The sequence below is a fragment of the Streptomyces sp. NPDC017056 genome (assembly GCF_044332485.1).
Classification (GTDB): domain Bacteria; phylum Actinomycetota; class Actinomycetes; order Streptomycetales; family Streptomycetaceae; genus Streptomyces.
The window spans coordinates 42776-61197 of the sequence record NZ_JBIRPD010000011.1 but is presented as its reverse complement, the minus strand read 5'-3'; the positions used below and the strand labels follow the sequence as shown (position 1 = coordinate 61197).

Annotated in this window: 22 protein-coding genes; 5 read left to right on the top strand and 17 right to left on the bottom strand. The window is 71.1% G+C overall.

What is annotated here, in order from left to right; genetic code table 11:
* Window positions 1–66: 66 nt before the first annotated feature.
* Window positions 67–1221 carry an NAD(P)/FAD-dependent oxidoreductase gene (locus ACH4OW_RS21170; protein WP_360127518.1) on the bottom strand — a complete coding sequence of 385 codons (1155 nt, stop codon included), beginning with the start codon at window positions 1219–1221 and terminating at the stop codon, window positions 67–69.
* A 116-nt stretch (window positions 1222–1337) separates the two neighbouring features.
* Here ACH4OW_RS21170 and ACH4OW_RS21165 point away from each other — a divergent pair, with 116 nt between their 5' ends.
* Entirely contained in the window at window positions 1338–2069 is a 732-nt protein-coding gene (locus ACH4OW_RS21165) for a TetR/AcrR family transcriptional regulator (RefSeq protein WP_398029580.1), read from the top strand.
* A 39-nt stretch (window positions 2070–2108) separates the two neighbouring features.
* On the opposite strand, the gene ACH4OW_RS21160 is transcribed toward ACH4OW_RS21165, so the two are convergent.
* The 13 genes from ACH4OW_RS21160 to ACH4OW_RS21100 form a co-directional block, all read right to left on the bottom strand.
* Complete coding sequence (locus tag ACH4OW_RS21160) at window positions 2109–2738, bottom strand: OmpA family protein (protein WP_360127512.1); 630 nt, start codon at window positions 2736–2738, stop codon at window positions 2109–2111.
* Window positions 2739–2742: 4 nt separating this feature from the next.
* Window positions 2743–3324, bottom strand: a complete 582-nt coding sequence (locus tag ACH4OW_RS21155) for a hypothetical protein (RefSeq protein WP_398029578.1) — start codon at window positions 3322–3324, stop codon at window positions 2743–2745.
* A 32-nt stretch (window positions 3325–3356) separates the two neighbouring features.
* Complete coding sequence (locus tag ACH4OW_RS21150) at window positions 3357–4046, bottom strand: pilus assembly protein TadG-related protein (RefSeq protein WP_360127506.1); 690 nt, start codon at window positions 4044–4046, stop codon at window positions 3357–3359.
* A gap of 5 nt (window positions 4047–4051) precedes the next feature.
* Window positions 4052–4258 carry a hypothetical protein gene (locus ACH4OW_RS21145; RefSeq protein ID WP_360127503.1) on the bottom strand — a complete coding sequence of 69 codons (207 nt, stop codon included), beginning with the start codon at window positions 4256–4258 and terminating at the stop codon, window positions 4052–4054.
* 492 nt (window positions 4259–4750) lie between these two features.
* Window positions 4751–5653 (bottom strand): DUF5936 domain-containing protein, encoded by a 903-nt coding sequence (locus tag ACH4OW_RS21140; RefSeq protein ID WP_360127500.1) that lies wholly within the window; start codon window positions 5651–5653, stop codon window positions 4751–4753.
* 45 nt (window positions 5654–5698) lie between these two features.
* Entirely contained in the window at window positions 5699–6643 is a 945-nt protein-coding gene (locus ACH4OW_RS21135) for a type II secretion system F family protein (RefSeq protein WP_360127497.1), read from the bottom strand.
* Window positions 6644–6664: 21 nt separating this feature from the next.
* Window positions 6665–8002, bottom strand: coding sequence for a CpaF family protein (locus ACH4OW_RS21130; protein WP_360127494.1), 1338 nt, complete (start codon window positions 8000–8002; stop codon window positions 6665–6667).
* Window positions 7999–8430, bottom strand: a complete 432-nt coding sequence (locus ACH4OW_RS21125; RefSeq protein WP_360127491.1) for a TadE/TadG family type IV pilus assembly protein — start codon at window positions 8428–8430, stop codon at window positions 7999–8001. The genes ACH4OW_RS21130 and ACH4OW_RS21125 overlap by 4 nt, the downstream gene beginning before the upstream one ends.
* Complete coding sequence (locus tag ACH4OW_RS21120; RefSeq protein ID WP_398029574.1) at window positions 8427–8819, bottom strand: TadE/TadG family type IV pilus assembly protein; 393 nt, start codon at window positions 8817–8819, stop codon at window positions 8427–8429. The genes ACH4OW_RS21125 and ACH4OW_RS21120 overlap by 4 nt, the downstream gene beginning before the upstream one ends.
* A 3-nt stretch (window positions 8820–8822) precedes the next feature.
* Window positions 8823–10169, bottom strand: coding sequence for an AAA family ATPase (locus ACH4OW_RS21115; protein WP_360127485.1), 1347 nt, complete (start codon window positions 10167–10169; stop codon window positions 8823–8825).
* Between the two features lie 13 nt (window positions 10170–10182).
* The gene (cpaB, locus tag ACH4OW_RS21110; RefSeq protein ID WP_398029572.1) at window positions 10183–10905 is read right to left on the bottom strand and encodes a Flp pilus assembly protein CpaB; all 723 of its coding nucleotides are present in this window, start codon (window positions 10903–10905) and stop codon (window positions 10183–10185) included.
* Window positions 10906–10999: 94 nt separating this feature from the next.
* A complete protein-coding gene (locus tag ACH4OW_RS21105; protein WP_398029570.1) occupies window positions 11000–12037 on the bottom strand; it encodes a hypothetical protein in 1038 nt (345 codons plus the stop codon).
* A gap of 306 nt (window positions 12038–12343) precedes the next feature.
* Window positions 12344–13252 (bottom strand): serine protease, encoded by a 909-nt coding sequence (locus ACH4OW_RS21100; protein WP_398029568.1) that lies wholly within the window; start codon window positions 13250–13252, stop codon window positions 12344–12346.
* Between the two features lie 202 nt (window positions 13253–13454).
* Between ACH4OW_RS21100 and ACH4OW_RS21095 the strand changes: the two genes are divergently transcribed.
* Together ACH4OW_RS21095 and ACH4OW_RS21090 are read left to right on the top strand one after the other, a co-directional pair.
* Window positions 13455–14804, top strand: a complete 1350-nt coding sequence (locus ACH4OW_RS21095) for a M14 family metallopeptidase (protein ID WP_398029566.1) — start codon at window positions 13455–13457, stop codon at window positions 14802–14804.
* A 128-nt stretch (window positions 14805–14932) separates the two neighbouring features.
* Entirely contained in the window at window positions 14933–15574 is a 642-nt protein-coding gene (locus tag ACH4OW_RS21090; protein ID WP_398029564.1) for a hypothetical protein, read from the top strand.
* Between the two features lie 97 nt (window positions 15575–15671).
* Here the strand turns inward: ACH4OW_RS21090 and cyaB are convergent, their stop codons facing one another.
* The 3 genes from cyaB to ACH4OW_RS21075 all read right to left on the bottom strand — a co-directional run bounded on the left by cyaB (window position 15672) and on the right by ACH4OW_RS21075 (window position 17100).
* The gene (gene cyaB, locus ACH4OW_RS21085; RefSeq protein ID WP_398029562.1) at window positions 15672–16238 is read right to left on the bottom strand and encodes a class IV adenylate cyclase; all 567 of its coding nucleotides are present in this window, start codon (window positions 16236–16238) and stop codon (window positions 15672–15674) included.
* 16 nt (window positions 16239–16254) lie between these two features.
* Complete coding sequence (locus ACH4OW_RS21080; RefSeq protein WP_398029560.1) at window positions 16255–16392, bottom strand: hypothetical protein; 138 nt, start codon at window positions 16390–16392, stop codon at window positions 16255–16257.
* A 204-nt stretch (window positions 16393–16596) separates the two neighbouring features.
* Window positions 16597–17100, bottom strand: a complete 504-nt coding sequence (locus ACH4OW_RS21075; RefSeq protein ID WP_398029558.1) for a helix-turn-helix domain-containing protein — start codon at window positions 17098–17100, stop codon at window positions 16597–16599.
* A gap of 95 nt (window positions 17101–17195) precedes the next feature.
* Between ACH4OW_RS21075 and ACH4OW_RS21070 the strand changes: the two genes are divergently transcribed.
* Complete coding sequence (locus ACH4OW_RS21070) at window positions 17196–17621, top strand: hypothetical protein (protein WP_398029556.1); 426 nt, start codon at window positions 17196–17198, stop codon at window positions 17619–17621.
* 41 nt (window positions 17622–17662) lie between these two features.
* Window positions 17663–18409 carry a phosphotransferase family protein gene (locus ACH4OW_RS21065; protein ID WP_398029554.1) on the top strand — a complete coding sequence of 249 codons (747 nt, stop codon included), beginning with the start codon at window positions 17663–17665 and terminating at the stop codon, window positions 18407–18409.
* Window positions 18410–18422 lie beyond the last annotated feature (13 nt).

Here is an 18422-nt window from a genome sequence, read left to right as displayed (position 1 = left end):
GCTTCGTACCGCGTTTGATCAGGGCGGGCAGGACGGGCGGTCGGGAGAACCCGGCTGGCGGGCCGCCTACATGGAGGTCGGTCGGGAGCACGCCGGCTCGGGGCGTTCCGGGTTCGGGACGAAGGCGGGTAGCGCGGCGAGGCTGTGGCGCACGGCTTCGCCTCCGTACTCGAACATCTGCCGCTCGTAGCTGTCGACTGCGGTGAGGAGATCTTGACGGCCCTCGGCGGCCTTGATCAGGCAGCGGCCCAGCAGGTCGGCGTCGCGCAGGGCGGTGTTCGCACCGTTGCCGCCGGTCGGAGAGGTGGCGTGGATGGCGTCACCGAGCAGCGTGACCGGGCCGGGTGCCCAGCGCTCACCTGGTTCGACCACCCCGATGGACAGCAGGGTGCTGTTGTCCGGGTCGGCCTGTTCGATGAGCGCCCGCAGGTCCGGGTGCCAGCCTTTCATCCTGGACAGCGCGGCCTCCTGTGCCGTCAAGGTGCCGAGAGAGCCGTTCGGCGGGAGGATCATGGCCCAGCGCACGTAGTCGTGGATGTCGGGGAGCGTTACTTCGGGTGCCAGTTTCTCCGCCGCTTCCTTTGGCGGAACGGGGAACCGCATCGCCCCGAGCAGCAGACTCACTCCGTCCCCGACGATCTTCCCGCCGTAGGCCCGGGACAGGCCGGCGAACTGCTCCGTCAGCGGCGTGCGGCCGATGACGAACCGAACGCCGGTGTCCCTCGGGGTGGTCTGCGGCGTCAGCACCCGGCGCACCGCGGAACCGATCCCGTCCGCCCCGACGAGGAGATCGGCGGTTGCCGGATCGCGTTGCGCGAACCGGGCTTCGACCCTGCCGCCGTCCGACACGTCGTAGCCGGTCAGCGCGGCCCCGGTGTGCACAGTGAGTCCGGTCAGCAGCAGGTGCCGGAGTACGTGCCGGTCGACCACGATCCCGCTCCTGGCAGGGCCGAGTTCACCGATCTTGTTCAGCTGGGCGTCCAGGGCCAACCGCTCGACGCGGGCGTCACCGGCGACCGCGTCCAGCAGCGGGTGCCAACGCTGTGGCAGGCAGCTGCGCAGCGCCTCGAATCCGATGGGATCCAGTACGAGCCGGTACCCCTGAAATCGTGCGGTGATCGCGGGGTCCCGCTCGTAGACGTCGACCTCGATCCCGGCACCGCGCAGCCCCTGCGCCAAGCACAGACCCCCCAGACCGGCCCCGACCACGGAAACGCGCATCACACACCTCCTGAACAGACTGTCCGAACCGACCACGAGGACACGAACTTAGTTCTGCGTGCACGAACAACGTTCTACGAGACGAACTTAGATCGTGTCAAGCTATAGTGACCGGCATGCCCTCCGTGCCCTCCGATCCCCGGCAACGCCGAGCAGCTCGTCACGCCCAGCCCGCCGGGGCACCCTCGGCGGCGTCCCCGCGCAAGAAACCCATCACGGTCGACCGGATCACCGACGCCGCCCTACAGGTCGTGGCCACCGAGGGCTACGACGCGCTGACCATCCGCCGGGTCGCCGCCGTACTCGGCACCGGGCCGTCGTCGCTGTACGCGCACATCGTCAGCAAGGAGGACATCGACGATCTGCTCGTCGGCCGGCTCTGCTCCGAGGTCGTACTGCCCGAACCGGACCCGGCCACGTGGCGCAAGCAGATCCTCGACGTGTACGCGCAGATCCGCGACCAGTACCTGGAATACCCCGGAGTCTCCCGTGCCGCGCTGGGGGTGGTCCCGACCAACCTCTCCACGTTGCGGGTCAGAGAAGGGCTTTTGGCGATCCTGCTCGCCGGCGGAATCGAACCGCGGACCGCTGCCTGGGTGCTCGATGCCCTGTCCCTCTACGTCAGCGCCTACGCCTTGGAACAGTCGCTGGTCCAGCAGCGGCGCAGCCACCCGGACCAGGAATGGGTCCTTGGCCGCGAGGAGTTGATCCGTCGGTTCACCGCGCTGCCGGCCGACACGTTTCCGCAGACCCGGCGCTATGCCGCCGAGCTGACCTCCGGCACCGGACACGACCGGTTCGACTTCACCCTCGGGCTGATCGTGGACAACCTCACCCAGTCCTGCTGACCCTTTGTGGGGTTCCCTCGGCGATGCCCCGAAACGGACTTACGACCCCGTGCGCGGGAAGCTCACCTCGACGCGGCGGTTTTTCTTGCGGCCGGCTTCGGTGGTGTTGTCGGCGATCGGGTATTGCTCGCCGTAGCCGCGGATCTGGAACGCGACCGTGGAGTCGAGGCCCTTGGCCAGTTCGCGCTGGACGGCGTTGGCGCGGTCCTTGGACAGTGTCAGGCCGTGCGCGGCGGAGCCCAGGTCGTCGGTGAAGCCGAACACTCGCAGGCTTTTGGCCTGCTGTTTCTTGACCTCGGCGGCGATGGCGGCGATGCGTGACAGTGCGTCGGGCGTCAGTTCGGCGCTGTCCTTGCCGAAGAGGACCTCGGCCTGGAGGGCGAAGGTCACGTTGGAGTTGGTGTCCTGCCGCCGCTCGGAGCCGTCGTCGGTTTCGACGATGGACTTGATGTTGAGGACCTTGGCGGGGGCGAGGGTCGCGCCCTGGACCATGCGGAGGTCGGGGTCGCGCGGGTCGATCTTGACCGGTGCGGTGGTGTCCTCGGCCACGCCGGGCGGGTCGGCGGCGCGGGCGGCGGGCGCGCCCGTCGTAAGGGCGAGGAGGAGGGCGGCGGCCGCGGCGACGGCGGCCCGTGCCGTGCGGGGCGTGGTCCCGGGCGTGGTGGCCATGGGGTCAGTCCGAGATCGTGACGGTGACGGGCGGCATGGTCGGCAGTTGGAAGTCGACCTCGGTCACCTTCTCCGGCGGCGCGGGGAACTGCGCGAACAGCGGCCGGCTCTCGCCCGGTTTCAGGCCGCTCAACCCGGTCGTGCACAGGCATTCGCCCTCGGTGTCCCGCAGGACCAGGTAGCGCTTCTTGCCGGCCTTGTCGACGAGGGTGGCGCCGGAGACCGAGGACCGCGAGCGCATGCCGGTTTCGTTGGAGCGCCAGTTGATCGCGTTGAAGATTTTGGTGCCCTTGTTGGTCACCGTGCCGCTGAGGGTGACGAAGCCTCCGGAGTCGCGGACCGCGGAGTGCAGGGTGACGACCACCCCGTCCGGTCCTTTCATCTCGCCGATGGTGCGCGTGGCGTCGGCGGCCGGGGTGCCGTGCCCGTTGTCCTTGGGGGTGGTGGCCCGCGCCGGCGGCTTGGCGTCCGGGTTCTTGCCGCCGCCGTCGTCTCCGCCGCAGCCGCCCACGACGAGAGCCAGGCCGGCGGCGATCACCGCGGCGGCCACTCTCCTGGTGGCCTTCGAAGGGCGCCCAGTACTCATGGATGCGATTCCCTCTGCTCGTCGTCGGCTGGTCATTCGGCTAGGCGTACGGAGAACAGGTCGGCGGCTTCGGGCAGTCCGCGTGGGTCGGCGGGGTCGATGGTCCAGTCCACGCCGTCCTCGCATTCGAGGTCGACGGGTGGGTCCTTGGCGGGTGGCTCACCGGCGGGTGGGTCCTCGGTGGGTGGCTCTCCGGGCGATGGACCGTCGCCGTCGTCCTCGCCGGGGGCGGAGTTCCCCGGCTCCGGCGGGCGCGCGGGCCCGGCGGTGCAGCGCGGCGCGACCACCGCCTTGGCCGCGGCGGACGCGTGGGTGTTCTCGGTGCCAGGGATGACCGAACGGCCCACCGTCTTACGGGTGTCGGCCCGCACGGCGAAGGAGGTCGGGTACGAGCCGGGGGTGCACCGTACGTCGGCGTCGTTGCGGCCCGCGAACCACTGCGCGTTCCGGCACGCCTCGTCGCCGGGCACTCCGCGGGCGCCGAGGAAGTCTTTCCAGGGCGCGCCCGTACGGATCGCGCCGAGGAGCTTCTCGGTCAGCTGGTCGCGGTACTTCTGGCCGGCGGCGAGGGCGGCGGCGTCCGCCGCGGTCTGCGCGGAGTTGCGCGTCGCCGCCGCCTGCCCGACCGCGAAGAACGCGAAAGCGAGGAAGAGCAGCGCCGCCACCGCCACGATGTAGAAGGGGAACGCCTGCCCGGCGTCCCGCGCCCGCGGTGGCGGCACCGGGGTCAGATGTTCACGACGTCGGAGATCTTGTTGGAAATGGCCGTCGCGATCTGGCTGCCGAAATCCGTGGTGGACAGGACCAGGACGATCGCCACGACCACGGCGATGATGCCCAGGTACTCGATCGAGGTCTGCCCCCGGTCGTTCGAGATCAGGCCCCGGCCGTTCGAGGTCTGTCCCCGGTCGTTTCCGAACAACCGCTTCGCCATCGTGTTCCCCTCCATGGGCGGCCGGGCCGCTCCGGTCCGGATGGTCTCCCCCCGTGCCGTCGCCCCGCATGCGCACGCTCGCGACACGAGAAAAGTACGCCGGAACACCCGTCCCGGAACAGGGCAACCGCCCCCATTCCTTTCCCGTGCGGACGGGTTGAAGCATCAGAGGGGCTTTTTTGGCACTCGGCACTATCTGCGCCTCATTCGCACCGGGTGCATCACACGACTCGCCCCGCGCATCCGGCTCACCCGGAACGCCTGATCCGACCGACGGCATCCGTCCCACCCCCGCCCCGTCCTCGTCGGCAGCGCTGTCGTCCACCCGCCCCGGTGTGCCCGGCGGTGCGGCCGGGGCCGGGGGTTGCACGGATGCCGACTGTGCCACATACCGTTGCGTACGCGAAGGGTGTTTGGCCAACAGAGACCGATTCCGGGTGCGCAAGGGGCGCATGGAGGCGGGGAGTTGCCGCTCGGCAGCCGGGGTGCACGTCAGTCGCCCATCAGGGAGCCGAAGTTGGTGCCCGAGCCCAGGAAGAAGCCCGCGACCAGGAGAATCATCGTGGCGGGGACCATGAACGTCGTGACGACCACGGTCGCCTTCGGCACGGCGCGGGCGGCCCGGCGGCGGGCGTTCTGGGCGTCGGTGCGACGCATGTCGTCGGCGATCTGGATGAGCGTGTCGACGATCGGGGAGCCGAGCTCCTCGCCCTGCTGGAGCGCGGTGACGAACTGGGCCACCTGGTCGGAGTCGTTGCGCCTGCGCAGCTCCTCGAAGGCTTCGCGGCGGCTGACGCCCATGTCCAGCTGGCGCAGGGTGATCCGCAGCTCGTCCGCCCAGGGGCCTTCGTACTTGTCGGCCACCCGGTCCAGTGCCTGCCGGAAGCCGAGCCCGGCGCTGACCACGACGGCGAGTACGTCGAGGAAGTCGGGCAGGGTGCGTTCGATCGTGTCCTTGCGTTGGCGAATGGCGGCCCAGATGCCGACCTCGTTCCAGAAGAGCCCGAAGGCGACCAGGAGGAGGGCGAGCAGGAACTGGGAGCGCAGCAGCATGACGAACGCGCCGCCGAAACCGAGGAAGCCGTAGACCGCGCGGCGGGCGGCGTAGCGGTCCACGGTCAGGCCGCCGGGGTTTCCGGCCAGATCGATGCGCCTGCGCACCTTGGCCACCCGCTTCTCCCCCATCAGGCGTAGGACGAGCGGTGCGTAGCGCATGCCCGCCCGGTCCACCGCCGAGCCGACGGCCGTGGTGCGGGACGAGCCGACCTCCAGGGCGACGGCGATGTCCGGCGGCAGCCTGGCCTCGCGGCGGTAGAGGGCGATGCCGTAGCAGATGCCCGCGACGGAGAGGGCGAGCGTGAGGGCGAGGAGGAGTCCGGTCGGTCCGATTCCCATGGGTGGGTGCCTTCGGGTGGGGTGGCGGGGGATGCGGCGGGGCGGTCAGACGTCGATCTTGGAGATGCGGCGGATGACGAAGAAGCCGACGGCGTACAGGACGAACGCCGCGACCACGGCGGCCTGGCCGAGGAACGAGGCGGTCATCCGGTCGATGGCGCCGGGCGCGATGCGGTCCATCAGCAGGAGGGTGCCGAGGCCGAGGAACGGGACGACGTACGCCGTGACGACGACCTGGGAGAGCTGGGTGCGGACCTCGCGGCGGGTCTCCTTGCGCTCCTCCAGGGTCCTGGTGAGGTTGCGCAGCGAGCCGACGACGGTGCCGCCCGCGCGGTTGGACAGGACCAGGGTGGTGACGAGGACGACGAGTTCGCGCGAGGGCAGCCGGGCGGCGAGTTCGTCGAGGGCGTCGTCGAGGGAGTGGCCGACGGCCAGCTTGTCGGAGACCTTGGCGAGTTCCTCGCCGGCCGGTGCTTCCAGTTCCTCCGCGGCCATGGCCAGGGCCGTGCGCAGGGCCAGCCCCGCCTGGGTGGCGTTGGCGAGGATGCGGGAGAGTTCGGGCAGTTGGTTGATGAACCTCTCGATACGTTTCTGCCGCTGCCAGTTGAGGAAGGCGTACGCGCCCCAGACGGCGGCCACCGCGGCGAGGGGCCCGAAGAACGGCGCGAGGACGGCGTGCGCGGCGGCCCACAGCCCGGTGACCACGGCGAGCAGGCAGACGAAGAACTCGCCGGGGGTGACGTTCAGGCCGGTGGCAGCCAGCCGCAGTTCGAGGCCGCGGCCCAGGCGGGTGGCGCGCAGCCGCCGGTCGAGGGCGGGGAAGCGGCGGCCGTGGCCCGCGCGGGGCAGGCCGTGGTCGTCGGAGAGCCGGTCGACGAGGGCCTGGTGCCGCTCGCGCCCGGTCGCGTACGTCCGCAGGCCCACGACGGCCAGCACCGCGCAGAGCAGGGCGGTGCCGAGGGTGAGGAGGGTGAGGCTGTCCAGGGGCATGGGCGGGGGTCCGTCCTCCGGTTACGAGGCTTCTCGGGTGGCGAGCTGGTCGGCGGTGGCCGCGACGCCGAAGGCGGGGGGTACGGGTTCGTCGGCCAGGTAGAGGCGCTCGGCGACCCGGCGCGGCAGCGGGAAGTAGCGGAAGCGGCCGCGTACGGTCCGGTCGGCGCCGCTCGGCTCGGCCTCGAAGCGGCAGACGGTGGCGAGGCGGTAGTCGGCGTGGCCGTGCGAGTCGAGGATGGCGATCTCGCCGATGCGGCGGGAGCCGTCGGCGTGCCGGCTGATCTGGACGATGCAGTCGACGGCGCTGTTGATCTGGTCGCGCAGCGCCTCGAAGGGGATCTTGACGTCGGACATGGAGGCGAGCGTCTGGAGGCGCATCAGGGCGTCCTCGGCGCTGTTGGCGTGCACGGTGGCCAGCGAGCCGTCGTGGCCGGTGGACATGGCCTGGAGCATGTCCAGGGTCTCGCCGCCGCGCACCTCGCCGACGATGATGCGGTCGGGGCGCATGCGCAGGGAGTTGCGTACGAGGTCGCGGATGGTGATGCGGCCGGCGCCCTCCACGTTCGGGGGCCGGGACTCCAGGCGGATCACGTGGGTCTGCTGGAGCTGGAGTTCGGCGGCGTCCTCGACGGTGATGATGCGCTCGCCCTCGGGGATGAGGCCGGAGAGGGCGTTGAGGAGGGTGGTCTTGCCGGCGCCGGTGGGGCCGGAGACGACGACGTTGAACTTGGCCCGGACCAGCCCGGCCAGCAGCATCACCATCTGGTCGTCGAGCGTGCCCATGCCGATCAGTTCGGGCAGCGTGTACGCGCGCGGGAAGCGGCGGATGGTGAGGGTGGCGCCGTTCAGGGCGAGCGGCGGGATGATGACGTTGACGCGCTCCCCTGAGGGCAGCCGCGCGTCGACCATCGGATTGGACTCGTCCACGCGGCGGTTGACGGTCGAGACGATGCGTTCGATCGTCTGCATGAGCTGCTCGTGCGAGGCGAACCGGACGGGGACCAGCTCCACCCGGCCGTGGCGTTCCACGTAGACCTGGTCGGGCCCGTTGACCATGATCTCGGTGACGGAGGCGTCTTCGAGGAGCGGTTCCAGGACGCCGAGGCCGAGCGCTTCGTCCACCACGCGGCGGATCAGCTGGGCGCGCTCGGCGGTGGACAGGACGGGGCCCTCGCGGCTGATGATGTGGCCGAGGACGCGTTCCAGGCGGGTGCGGCGCTCGGCGGCGGCCAGCGCGGACATCTCGGCGAGGTCGATCTCTTCGAGCAGCTTGGCGCGGTACACGGCGACGAGATGGCCGTCCCCGCGGGCCGTCGACGGGGCCTCCGGCGCGACGATGCGGGCTTTGAGGCTCATGGGGCGGTCGTTCCTCCGGGGTCGGCGGGCAGGGCCATGGTGGCGCTGCGGGTGACGTGCAGGTCGCCGATGCCGGGCAGCAGCACGGGAATCTTGACGGTGGCGGTGGCCTGGACCTCGTCGCCGCCCTCGGTCGCCACGACCTTGGCGCCCGCGGCGGCCCAGTCGCTCATGGCCGCCTTGCCCGCCGCCACCGGCGTCGTCTTCCGGTCGGCCTCGTCCAGGGTTGCCGTACGGGCCGCGGCGCGCGCTCCCGTACCGGCCTGCTGGACGGCGTACGCGGCCAGCCCGAGCTGCACCACGGCGAGGGCGACGAGCAGCAGGAGCGGCAGGAAGCCGATGAATTCGACGGAGACCTGGCCGCGGTCGTCGCGCCGGGAGCGCGGCCACCTGCCCGGCCGGTCCCGTACCGTTCCCGTGCCCCTCACGATCCCTCCTCGGCCGCGCCCGCCGTGCCCGTGACGGTCCACGGGTAGTTCCCCGCGCCGGGGAAGAGCACCGGCACCTTGAGTCCGACCCGCGCCTTCCACAGGCCGCCCTCGGCGCCGCACGAGATCTTGGCGCCGCCCTGCCACGCGCCGGGCAGGTCCTCCTTGGCCGCGGCCATGCACGCGCCCGGGCCGCCCGTCTCGGTCGCGGTGCCCGCCCGCGCGCCCTTGTCCGCCGAGTTGGCGGCGAGCGCGTACGTGTAGCCGACGAGCACGAACTGCCAGACCAGGACGAGGGTGGCCAGGATCAGCGGCGCGAGGCCGAGGAGTTCGACGGAGACCTGGCCGCGGTCGTCGGCGGGCCGCGGGCGCCCGGTGCTCCCCCGCACCCCTCAGCCCTCCTCGTAGGCGCCGGGCGGCCCGAACCTGCCCCGCTCCCCGGCGGGACCGGCCGTCAGCGCCTTGCGCCGGCGCCCGGCCAGCGAGGGCCGCGCGCGGTGGCTGCCGCGCCCCTGCCGCCCGGCCGGCGCGTCGACCAGGCCCAGTTCGCCCGCCAGCGCCCACAGCGCCTGCCGGACCGCCGACCGGGCGTCCAGGTCCTGCATCCGGCCGGCGTCGACGTACGGCTGGAGTTCCTTGAAGCCGGCGGGGACGGGGGTGCGGGCGACCCGGGTACCGGTGGCCTTCTCCACCAGCGGTGGCTGGATCTCGGTGTGACGGGTGAGGCGGTTGACGACGGTCGTGGTGTCCTCCGCCTTGCGGATCTGGAGCCGGTCCCACAGCCGTACGAGCCGCTTGGCGGCCCGTACGCACACCACGTCCGGCGTGGTCACCAGCAGGGCGGTGTCCGAGAGTTCGACGGCGGCGGCGTTGGCCGACTGCATCTGGGCGCCGCAGTCGACCACCACCAGCTCGTAGCGGGAGCGCAGCGCGGCCAGCACCGTACGGGCGGCGCGGTCGTCGACCTCCTCGCCGCGCTCCCCCTCCTCCGGCGCCAGCAGCAGGCCGAGGCCGGTGTGGTGGGCGTGCACGGCGTCCTGGAGGACGCGTACGGAGATGTCCCGGATGCCCGCGAGGTCGACGATCGAACGGCGGAACTGGACGTCCAGGTAGGAGGCCACGTCACCGGACTGGAGGTCCATGTCCACCAGCGCGACGCTGCGCCCGGCCGCGCGCGCGGCGAGTGCCAGCTGCACGGCGGTGACCGTGGTGCCGACGCCGCCCTTGGCGCCGGTGACGGTGACCAGGGTGCCCGCCGGCCCCGCTGCCGTCTCGTGCCCGCCGCCGAGGTGCACCCGTACGCCGGATGCCCACTGCGCCGCGGCCTGCACCCGGGCCGCCAGTTCGTCGTAGCCGAGCGGCAGCCCGACGATGCCGCGCGCGCCCGCGTCCATCGCCGCCGCGAACAGGGCGGGCCCCGCGTCGGTGGTGATCAGGACGACGCCGACGGCGGGGAAACGCTGCGCGATGTCGCGGATCAGCTCCAGCGCGGGCACCGGGCCGATGCGCTCGTGGACGAGAACCACCTCCGGGAGTTCGTCCACGGCGGCGGACGGCGGCCCCGGCGGCTCCGCCGACCCGGCGGCGCCCCGGGACGCGGCCTGGTCGAGGGCGTTGACCAGGGCGGTGGAGTCGGCGACCGGTGGCGCGGGCTCGGCGCCCGGCAACTGGCTGAGCAGCGAGGACACCGCGCGTGCCGCGTCGGGCTCGCCGACGGCCGCGAGGATGCGGATGGTCACCTGTGCCTCCGGGTCAGTTGTCGCCGTCGAGGGTGTAGGTGCGCTCGCCGGGCGGGACGGCGGCCTCGGTGCCGGGGGCGACGAGGGCCAGCCGTACGTGCGCGGCGAAGGACTCCGCGTAGGCGACGCGCTGGGCGTCCTGGGTGCCGAGCGCGAAGGTGATCGGCACCGCCTCGGAGCCGCGGCGGGTGCTGGAGGAACGGGTGTCGCCGGGGTCCTTGTTCTCCAGCGGCGTCAGCTTGCCCCGGTCGATGACCTGGGCGTTGGCCACGATGACCTTGGAGACGGGCTTGTCCTGCGGCCGCTTGCCCTCGAAGGTGGCGTAGATGTTCACCCGCGCCCCGGGGTTGATCTTCCCGGCCACGCCGGTGGCCGCGTCGATCATGATGGCGATCTCCTGCTGCCCCGGCTTGAGCGCCGGGCGGTCGACGACCATGTCGTCCTGGAGGAGCGAGCCCTTGTGCAGCGGCGTCACGGCGATCTTCCCGCGGACCGCGGCCAGGTCGGTGACGGCGGTGGGCGGCAGCCACCGCTCGGGCATCGCCACCTTCTCGAACTGCCCCGGATCGAGCGTCTGGTAGGCCGCCACGTCCGCCTTGAGCCGGTACGCGGTGCGCTCGGGGCCGACCTTGGACTCCACGTTGCGGATCACGGACAGCACGCCGACGAAGGCGCCGAGCGCGCAGAGGACCGACAGGAGCAGCAGTATCACTCCGCGGCGCTGGCGAGAGTTCATGGGTGCGGGACCTCGATGGGGACGGGGCGGGCAGGGGCCTGGCGGTACGGTCGCGGGCGGGCGCGTACTCCCGGACGGGCCGGTGGGAGCGGTCTCAGCGCACCCGTACCGCACGGCGCGGGCCCGGCTCCGGTCCTGGTACGCCGCCCGGTGACACCGGCGCCAGGCCGCGGCGCCGCAGCAGGGAAGAGGCCGGTGAGGCGTCGGCAGCGGCCGGTGCGGCCGGCGCGGTGAGGGACCGCGCGGCCCCGTTCGGCCGCCGTCCGCCGCCCGTACCGTCCGTCGCGCCCGGCGCCGCGGCGGCCGACGGGGCGGCGCAGAACGCGCACCGGTCGCCGATGAGTTCGAGACCGCACCAGCGGCACTCCTCTCTCCGTACGGACGCCACGAGCTGGTAGAGCACCGAGAGGTCCGGTATGGCCGCCGCGAACTCGACCAGTTTGGGCGTGCCCCACCACGCCGCCGACTCGGCGGGCAGCGGTACCTCGTACGCCCCCTGCACCTGCCAGGACGGCACGAGGACGCCCTCGACCCACTCGCCGGACAGCCGGCCGCCGGCCCGCGCGAGCCGGGTGGCGAAGCCGGGCGCCCGCAGGCCGCACTCGGCGGCCCGATCGGCGTGCCGGTCGAGGCGGACGAGCTGCGGCTCCGGGTTGGCGAGCACCGCGAAGTGCGTGCCGGGCACCCACGAGCGCAGGTGGTTGCGCAGGTCCGTCTCGACCCGGTCCAGCCGTGCCACGCTGCCCAGCAGGGCGCCCGCGTGCACGTAGTGGGCGAGCAGGCGGGCGGCGCAGGCCAGCAGTCCCGGGCTGAAGTCGCACAGCGACAACTGCCGGAGCTGGTGGGCGAGTACGGCCAGGCCCAGCGGCGGCAGGTCCATCGGCAGGATCGCGAAGCGGTCGGTCTCCAGGACCGCGCGCAGGGTGTGCAGCCGCCGGACGTGGTCGGGCGGGCACGCGGTGGAGTACAGCGCGACGAGGTGGCCGTGGTGTTCCAGTACCGCGCCCAGTTCGGTGAGCGCGTCGTCCAGCGGCTGGGCGTGCGGGGCCCGTACGACCACGGCGGCCGGGGTGTGCCGGTCGGTGGCGGGCAGCGCGAGGTCGGCGCTGGTGACTGCAATCGCGGTCGGCACGTCGCGTCTCCCACTGCGCTGCTGGCGCTGTCGGCACTGTTGGCGCTGTCGGCACTGCTGTTGGCTCAGCACCATATCGGCGAGTTACGCCCCGGAGAACACGTTCTGGGGTACTGGGCGTACGCCTTGGCATCTCCTTTCCCTCGCGGACCGGCGTACGCCACCGCCGCGTCCGCGGAACGCCGGATTCCGCACGGGCTCCGACCAGGGGCCGCGCGACGACGCGCGGCCCCTTCACACCCGGCGGAAAACCGGGCCCGGCGGGAAACCTGACCCGGACGGGTCACCGGGCCCGGCGCCGAGGCGTCACGGCTTGGGCAGCACGCACCCCGCCCGCCCCAGGTCCAGCTTGTTGCCGGTGCCGAAGCACTTGGGGATCGCGTAGACCTGCTGCGCGTAGTTGATGCCCTTGCGGACCGTGACCTTGCCGTTCTCGTCGATCTCGCACGGGTTGTTCATCGTGCAGCGACCGCCGTCCTCGTTGCCCGTGTTGTTGATGGCGGCGACCTTGCCGGAGGCGACGTCGATCACCGGCGAGCCGGACGTACCGCCGATCGTCTTGCACGCGGCGGTGTAGCGGACCGAGTCCTTCATCACGTAGCCGCCCTCCTTCAACTGCGGGACGAACCCGTCGATGTTGCAGGAGTAGGTCTTCTTCCAGTACCCGGACACCACGGTGATCGCGGAACCCTTGGCCGGGTGGGTGGTGGCGATGTCCAGCGCCTTGATGCCGTAGCGCTGCTTGATCTGGGCGTAGGTGGAGGAGAGTTCGTAGAACGACACGTCGGTGTCGGTCATGGTGGCGTACGCGACCTTGGTGGCACGGACCGTGCCGAGGTTGCCCGCCGAGGCGCTGAGCACGGTGAAGCTGCGGCTGGAGGGCTGGTCGACGACGACCTCGCCCGGGTCGGGCATGCCGGACTCCAGGCAGTGCCCGTTGGACATGACCAGCGCGGGGTCGTTGTCGGTCGAAGTGGGCATCCGGACGATCGAACCGGAGCAGTTGCTGAGCGCCACCGTACCGGCGAAGTTCACGGCCTTGGCCTTGGGCGCCTTGGCGGGCGCTATGAGCGCGCCGTCGGCCACCGCCGCGGTCCGGGCCGCACCCGGGGCCGCGTCCTGCGGGGTGGCCGCGGTGGCCGTGCCGGCGGCGCCGGCCAGCGCGGTGGCGCCCAGGACGGCCGTGGCCAGGGCGGCGGCGAGAGGTCTGTTCATGTGGGGGTCCCCTCAAGGTATGAGTCCGGGCTGCGCCGGACTTGTCGTGCGCATTGTTGGTGCGGGAGGGGCGGGTGGCAACGATGTTGCGAGAACCGGGGAAAAGTTGGCGGGTTTCCGTCACCGCGAGCCATTGACCGAGCCATGCCAACGCACAACGCTGTCGCCGTCGTTCGCCTCACACCCCCACGGAGGAGACCGCATGCGACCACGCTCACGCGGCAGACGGACCACCGTCCTCACCGCGCTCGTCTCCCTCGCCCTGGCCGCACCCCTCGCCGCCCGGGCCGAGGACTCCCCTCGACAGCACACCCCGCAGCAGGCCGCCGTCGGCACAGCGGCCGCGGACACCGCGACATCGCGCCAGTACGAGATCACCGGGCCCGCCACCGCCGCCCAGCGCAGCGCCCTCGCCTCGACGGGCGTGTCCATCGACGAGGTGCACGGCCGCACCGTCGTCATCACCGCCGACGCCGCGCAGGCCGCCCTCGTACGCAAGCTCGGCTACCGGCTGCGGGCCCTGCCCGCGCCCCCGTCGGGCACCGGCGAACGCGTCAAGGACTTCCCCTCCGGCTACGGCAACTACCACAACTACGCAGAGGCCACGGCCGAGATCAACGGACTGGTGGCCAAATACCCCGCCATCCTGAGCAAGCAGGTCATCGGCAAGACCTACCAGGGCCGGGACATCCTCGCCCTCAAGCTCAGCAAGAACGTCGCCCAGGACGAGAACGAGCCCGAGGTCCTCTTCACCGCCCACCAGCACGCGCGCGAACACCTCACCGTGGAGATGGCCCTCTACCTGCTCAACGACTACACGTCCAAGTACGGCAGCGACCCGCGCGTCACCAAGATGCTCGACTCCCGCGAGATCTGGGTCATCCCGGACGTGAACCCGGACGGCGGCGCGTACGACATCGCCACCGGCTCCTTCCGCAGCTGGCGCAAGAACCGCCAGCCCAACGCCGGCTCCGCCAACGTCGGCACCGACCTGAACCGCAACTGGGACTACAAGTGGGGCTGCTGCGGCGGCTCCTCGGGCAGCACCGGCTCCGAGACCTACCGCGGCCCCTCCGCCGCCTCGGCCCCCGAGGTCAAGGTCGTCTCCAACTTCGTGCGCAGCCGCGTCGTCGGCGGCAAACAGCAGATCAAGACCGCCATCGACTTCCACACGTACAGCGAACTGGTCCTGTGGCCCTTCGGCTACACCTACAACGACACCGCCCCCGGCATGACCCAAGACGACCGCGACGCCTTCGCCGCCGTCGGCAAATCCATGGCCGCCAGCAACGGCTACACCCCCGAACAGTCCAGCGACCTCTACATCACCGACGGTTCCATCGACGACTGGCTCTGGGGCGACCAGAAGATCTTCGCCTACACCTTCGAGATGTACCCGTCCTCGGCGGGCCAGGGCGGCTTCTACCCCCGGGACTCCGTCATCGCCCGCGAAACGTCCCGCAACCGCGACGCCGTCCTCCAGCTCCTGGAGAACAGCGACTGCATGTACCGCTCGATCGGCAAGGAGGCGCAGTACTGCAAGACCGGGTGAGGTGACCGCCCACGCGGCCGGGGCCCGCCACGGCGCGGGCCCCGGCCGTCCGCGTGCCGTAAGGAGTTGGCAAATGACATGCCCATGCGCTTGGGTACATGTCAATTGATCAACGAGAGGGAACGTACGTGTACAAATCGGTACGGGGGATCGCGGCCGGAGCCCTGCTCGCCGCGACACTGACGGCATGCGGCAGCGGCAGCGGCGACACCGGTGGCAACACCGGGACTTCCGGCGGGGAAAAACCGAAAGCACCACTCGTGCTGGCCGCCGACCAGGTGCGCACCGCACTCGTGAGCAAGTCCAGCGCACCCCAGGGCTGGAAGGGCAGACTCCCGAGGTCCGTTTCCCCCACCGACGCCCTGCGCAAATGCCAGGACGAAACCGAAACGAACTGCGGCGGCTTCGTCAGCTACGGCTCGACCTATTTCTTCAAGACCGAACAGGACGCGGAAGGAAAGCAAGGCCACCTCTACTTCTCCCTCTTCTCCTTCAAATCCCCCGAGGACGCGCAGGTCGCCATGAAGGGGCTGACCAAGGAGGCCCGCCGCAAGGCCGGCGCCGACGCGAAGCCGTTGGACATCTCCGCAGGCGCGGAGGAAACGGACGCCTACACCGGCAAGCACACCGAGATCGCCCTACGCCTGGGCGGCGTCGTGGTCCGCCTCCAGTCCGCAGACCTCACAGCAAACGAGCCCTACGCCGCCTTCGCCAAACTCCAGATCGACCGCATCAAGAAAACAGCAGAGGGCAAGAACCCCGACGCTTGACCGGTGCGGCGCGCGGCACCTCCGGAGCACCGGCTCCGGAGGAGCCGCGAACCGGAAGCCGGGGCGGGCGCGGTCAGTCTCAGACCATGAAGCCCGGTCACACCCTTCCGGCGCGCCCCGCCCGCACGGCTTCGGTGTACATCTCGCTGGTCAGGTCGTCTTCTGCAACCCCCAGCTCGCCGAGCACCCCGCGCAGATCTTCCAAAGCCGACCGCAATCCCTCCTCCCCCGGCACCTGGGTTTCCAGCTCGATATACGTCCCACCGATGTCCGGAACCCGAACGAGCGTGGCGAGCATCGATCGGCCCCGGGCGGCAAACTCGTAATTGCGGCAGTGCTTCTCGAAAGCGATCGCCTCCACATATCCGAGCCCGCCGAGCAGGGCCCGGACGGCCTCCGGATGACCGACGCTCGTCTCGAACTCGGGCTTGGAACCCGACGATTCGTCGACCCGCGCTCCTTTGTACGTCAGCAGGGACCGCGCACCGTCCACGCCGTACACGGTCCGAAGCCGCAATTCGCGGTCACCCGCCTCCAACGCCGCGCCCGACGTGTCGAAATACGCGTCCCGGTACACCTCGTCACGGCCGACGGCCAGCGACTCCAACCGCTCCCGCAACACCTCCGGTTCACGTACGCGCGCTTTGATCTCGGCTTCGATCACGCCCCGCCTCCAGTCGTCACACCGTACGTTCGCCATCCGCCACGATCGCGTCCAGCATGCGCCGGAACCCACGGAACAGCGGCCCGTGCGGCGTCTCCAGCACCTTGTACGTCGCGGACTCGTGCCCTTCCCAGCCAACGTCGAAAGCAGACACGAACATGGTGGAGCCGAGTCGGATGACACGCCATGTGGGCAGGGTTCTGTACCGGTACACCGTTACGTCGCCCTCGGCTCCGAGTTCCCGTAGCCGCGCCTCGGTAAGCCGTACCCCACTGGCCAGCGAATCTGCCGATTCCCCGATCTCAGTCGCCCGATGTGCCAGAGCAGGCGTCCCGGGGTCAAGGAGGAGTACTCGTACTCACGGTGCCGCTCGCTGTGGCCGTGTCAGAGCGGGACGTAGCAACGAGTCGTTCAGCCCGATCAGACCGAGCCCACGCACGGCAAGCACGTCCCATTCCGCGGCGGTGCGGGCCTGCTCGCGGATGTCCTGCGCCGCTGACGACTGTGTCTGGTAAACGCGGACCACTTCGGGGAACGATGCCAGCTCGAAGGCCGGGCCGCCCCCACGGCGTTCGCGTCCGGCGGCCAACCCGAGAAGGTGCCGCGCATCATCGGGCATGCACAGCCCCTCGGCAACCCGCTCGAACACGTCGAGGCGTACCACTACCCGGCGCCCGTTGATGACCTCGTTGACGCGGGCCTGCGTCATGCCCACCGCCATGGCGATACGGGCTTGGCTGGCGCCACCGTAGTGCTGCACGTGGCGGAACACGGCGCCGACGTCCCGGGAACGCAATGCCTGTCGCATGTCCGGGTGCTGCCAAGCCCACTCCGGCAGTTCGACCGGCACCGTCGCCGTCATCGCCCCTCGGGCTCACGGTGGGATGGAAAGTCATCCCACCGTGAGATTACCGACTGGATATCGAATGCCGAGCCAGCGAGCACGAACCTGGTCGAGTGAACACAGCCACCACACCTCCGCTCGTCTTCATCTACGACCGCAACGCAACGCGGTCCAGCGCCATCCTCGATCTGCGGCTTTCCGGCTGCGTCAACTACGCCGACCGCCACGGCTGGCAGGTCGCGGGCCTGTGGGTCGACCGGGGAGACGACGCGCTCGGCGACACCCGGCCGCAGTTCTCGGCGCTTGTCGAGTCGCTGCGCGCCCAGGCGGGAAGCAGGGCATCGATCTGCCTGGTACACACTTGGTGCAGGCTCGCTCATGATGACGGGTTGCGTCTCTTGTTCCAGCAGCGTGTGGCCCAAGCCCGTGGGTGCACGGCCACGACCTTCGGCGACTCTGACGAACGAGCGCACACGGTACTCGCGGGACAGTCAGGTTCCGTACGCGGGCGGCGACAAGGGTCCGCACGCGCGCGGTAAATCCGGCGACGCCGGTGATCGTGTCGGGGTACTTGTCGTCCATGGATGAAGTCGAAGTCGTCGTCGCTCATTCCGAGCGTGCGACCCTGCGTGTCGGTGACGTGTTTTTGAAGGTGGATACCGATCAGGCGCGTATCGACGCCGAGGTCGAGGCGATGGCTCTGGCGCCGGTTCCGACGCCGGAGGTGTTGTGGCGCAAGCCGCCCGTGCTGGCGATCGCCGCGGTCCCGGGGGCGGCGCTCGGGCGGCTCGGCGTGCCGTCGGCCGCGTCACCGGCGGCGTGGGCCGCGGCGGGTGCGGCCGTCGGGCAGTTGCACCGGGCGCCGTTGCCGCCCCGGACCGGCAGGGCCGGCCGGGGTCTGGACGAGTTGGCGGCGGAGCTCGACGGTGAGTGCGAGTGGCTTGTGGCGAACGGCGTTCTGCCCGCCGGCCTGGTCACCCGCAGCCGCCAGGTCGCCGAGGCGGTGTTCCGGCCGTGGACGCCGGCGTTCACGCATGGCGACCTGCAGATCGCTCACGTGTTCGTTGAGGGCGAGGAGGTCACCGGCGTCATCGACTGGTCCGAGGCGGGCCGGGGGGATGCCCTGTTCGACCTCGCCACCTTGACGCTCGGGCACGAGAAGCACCTCGGTGACGTCGTCGCCGGCTATGGCTCCGACGTCGACCTCGACGTGATCCGGGCGTGGTGGTCGGTGCGCGGCCTGTTGGGGGTCCGCTGGTTGGTCGAGCACGGCTTCGACCCGTTCGCGCCGGGTTGCGAGGTCGACGTACTGAGGTCCTTGAGGTGAGGGGGCGCCGGAC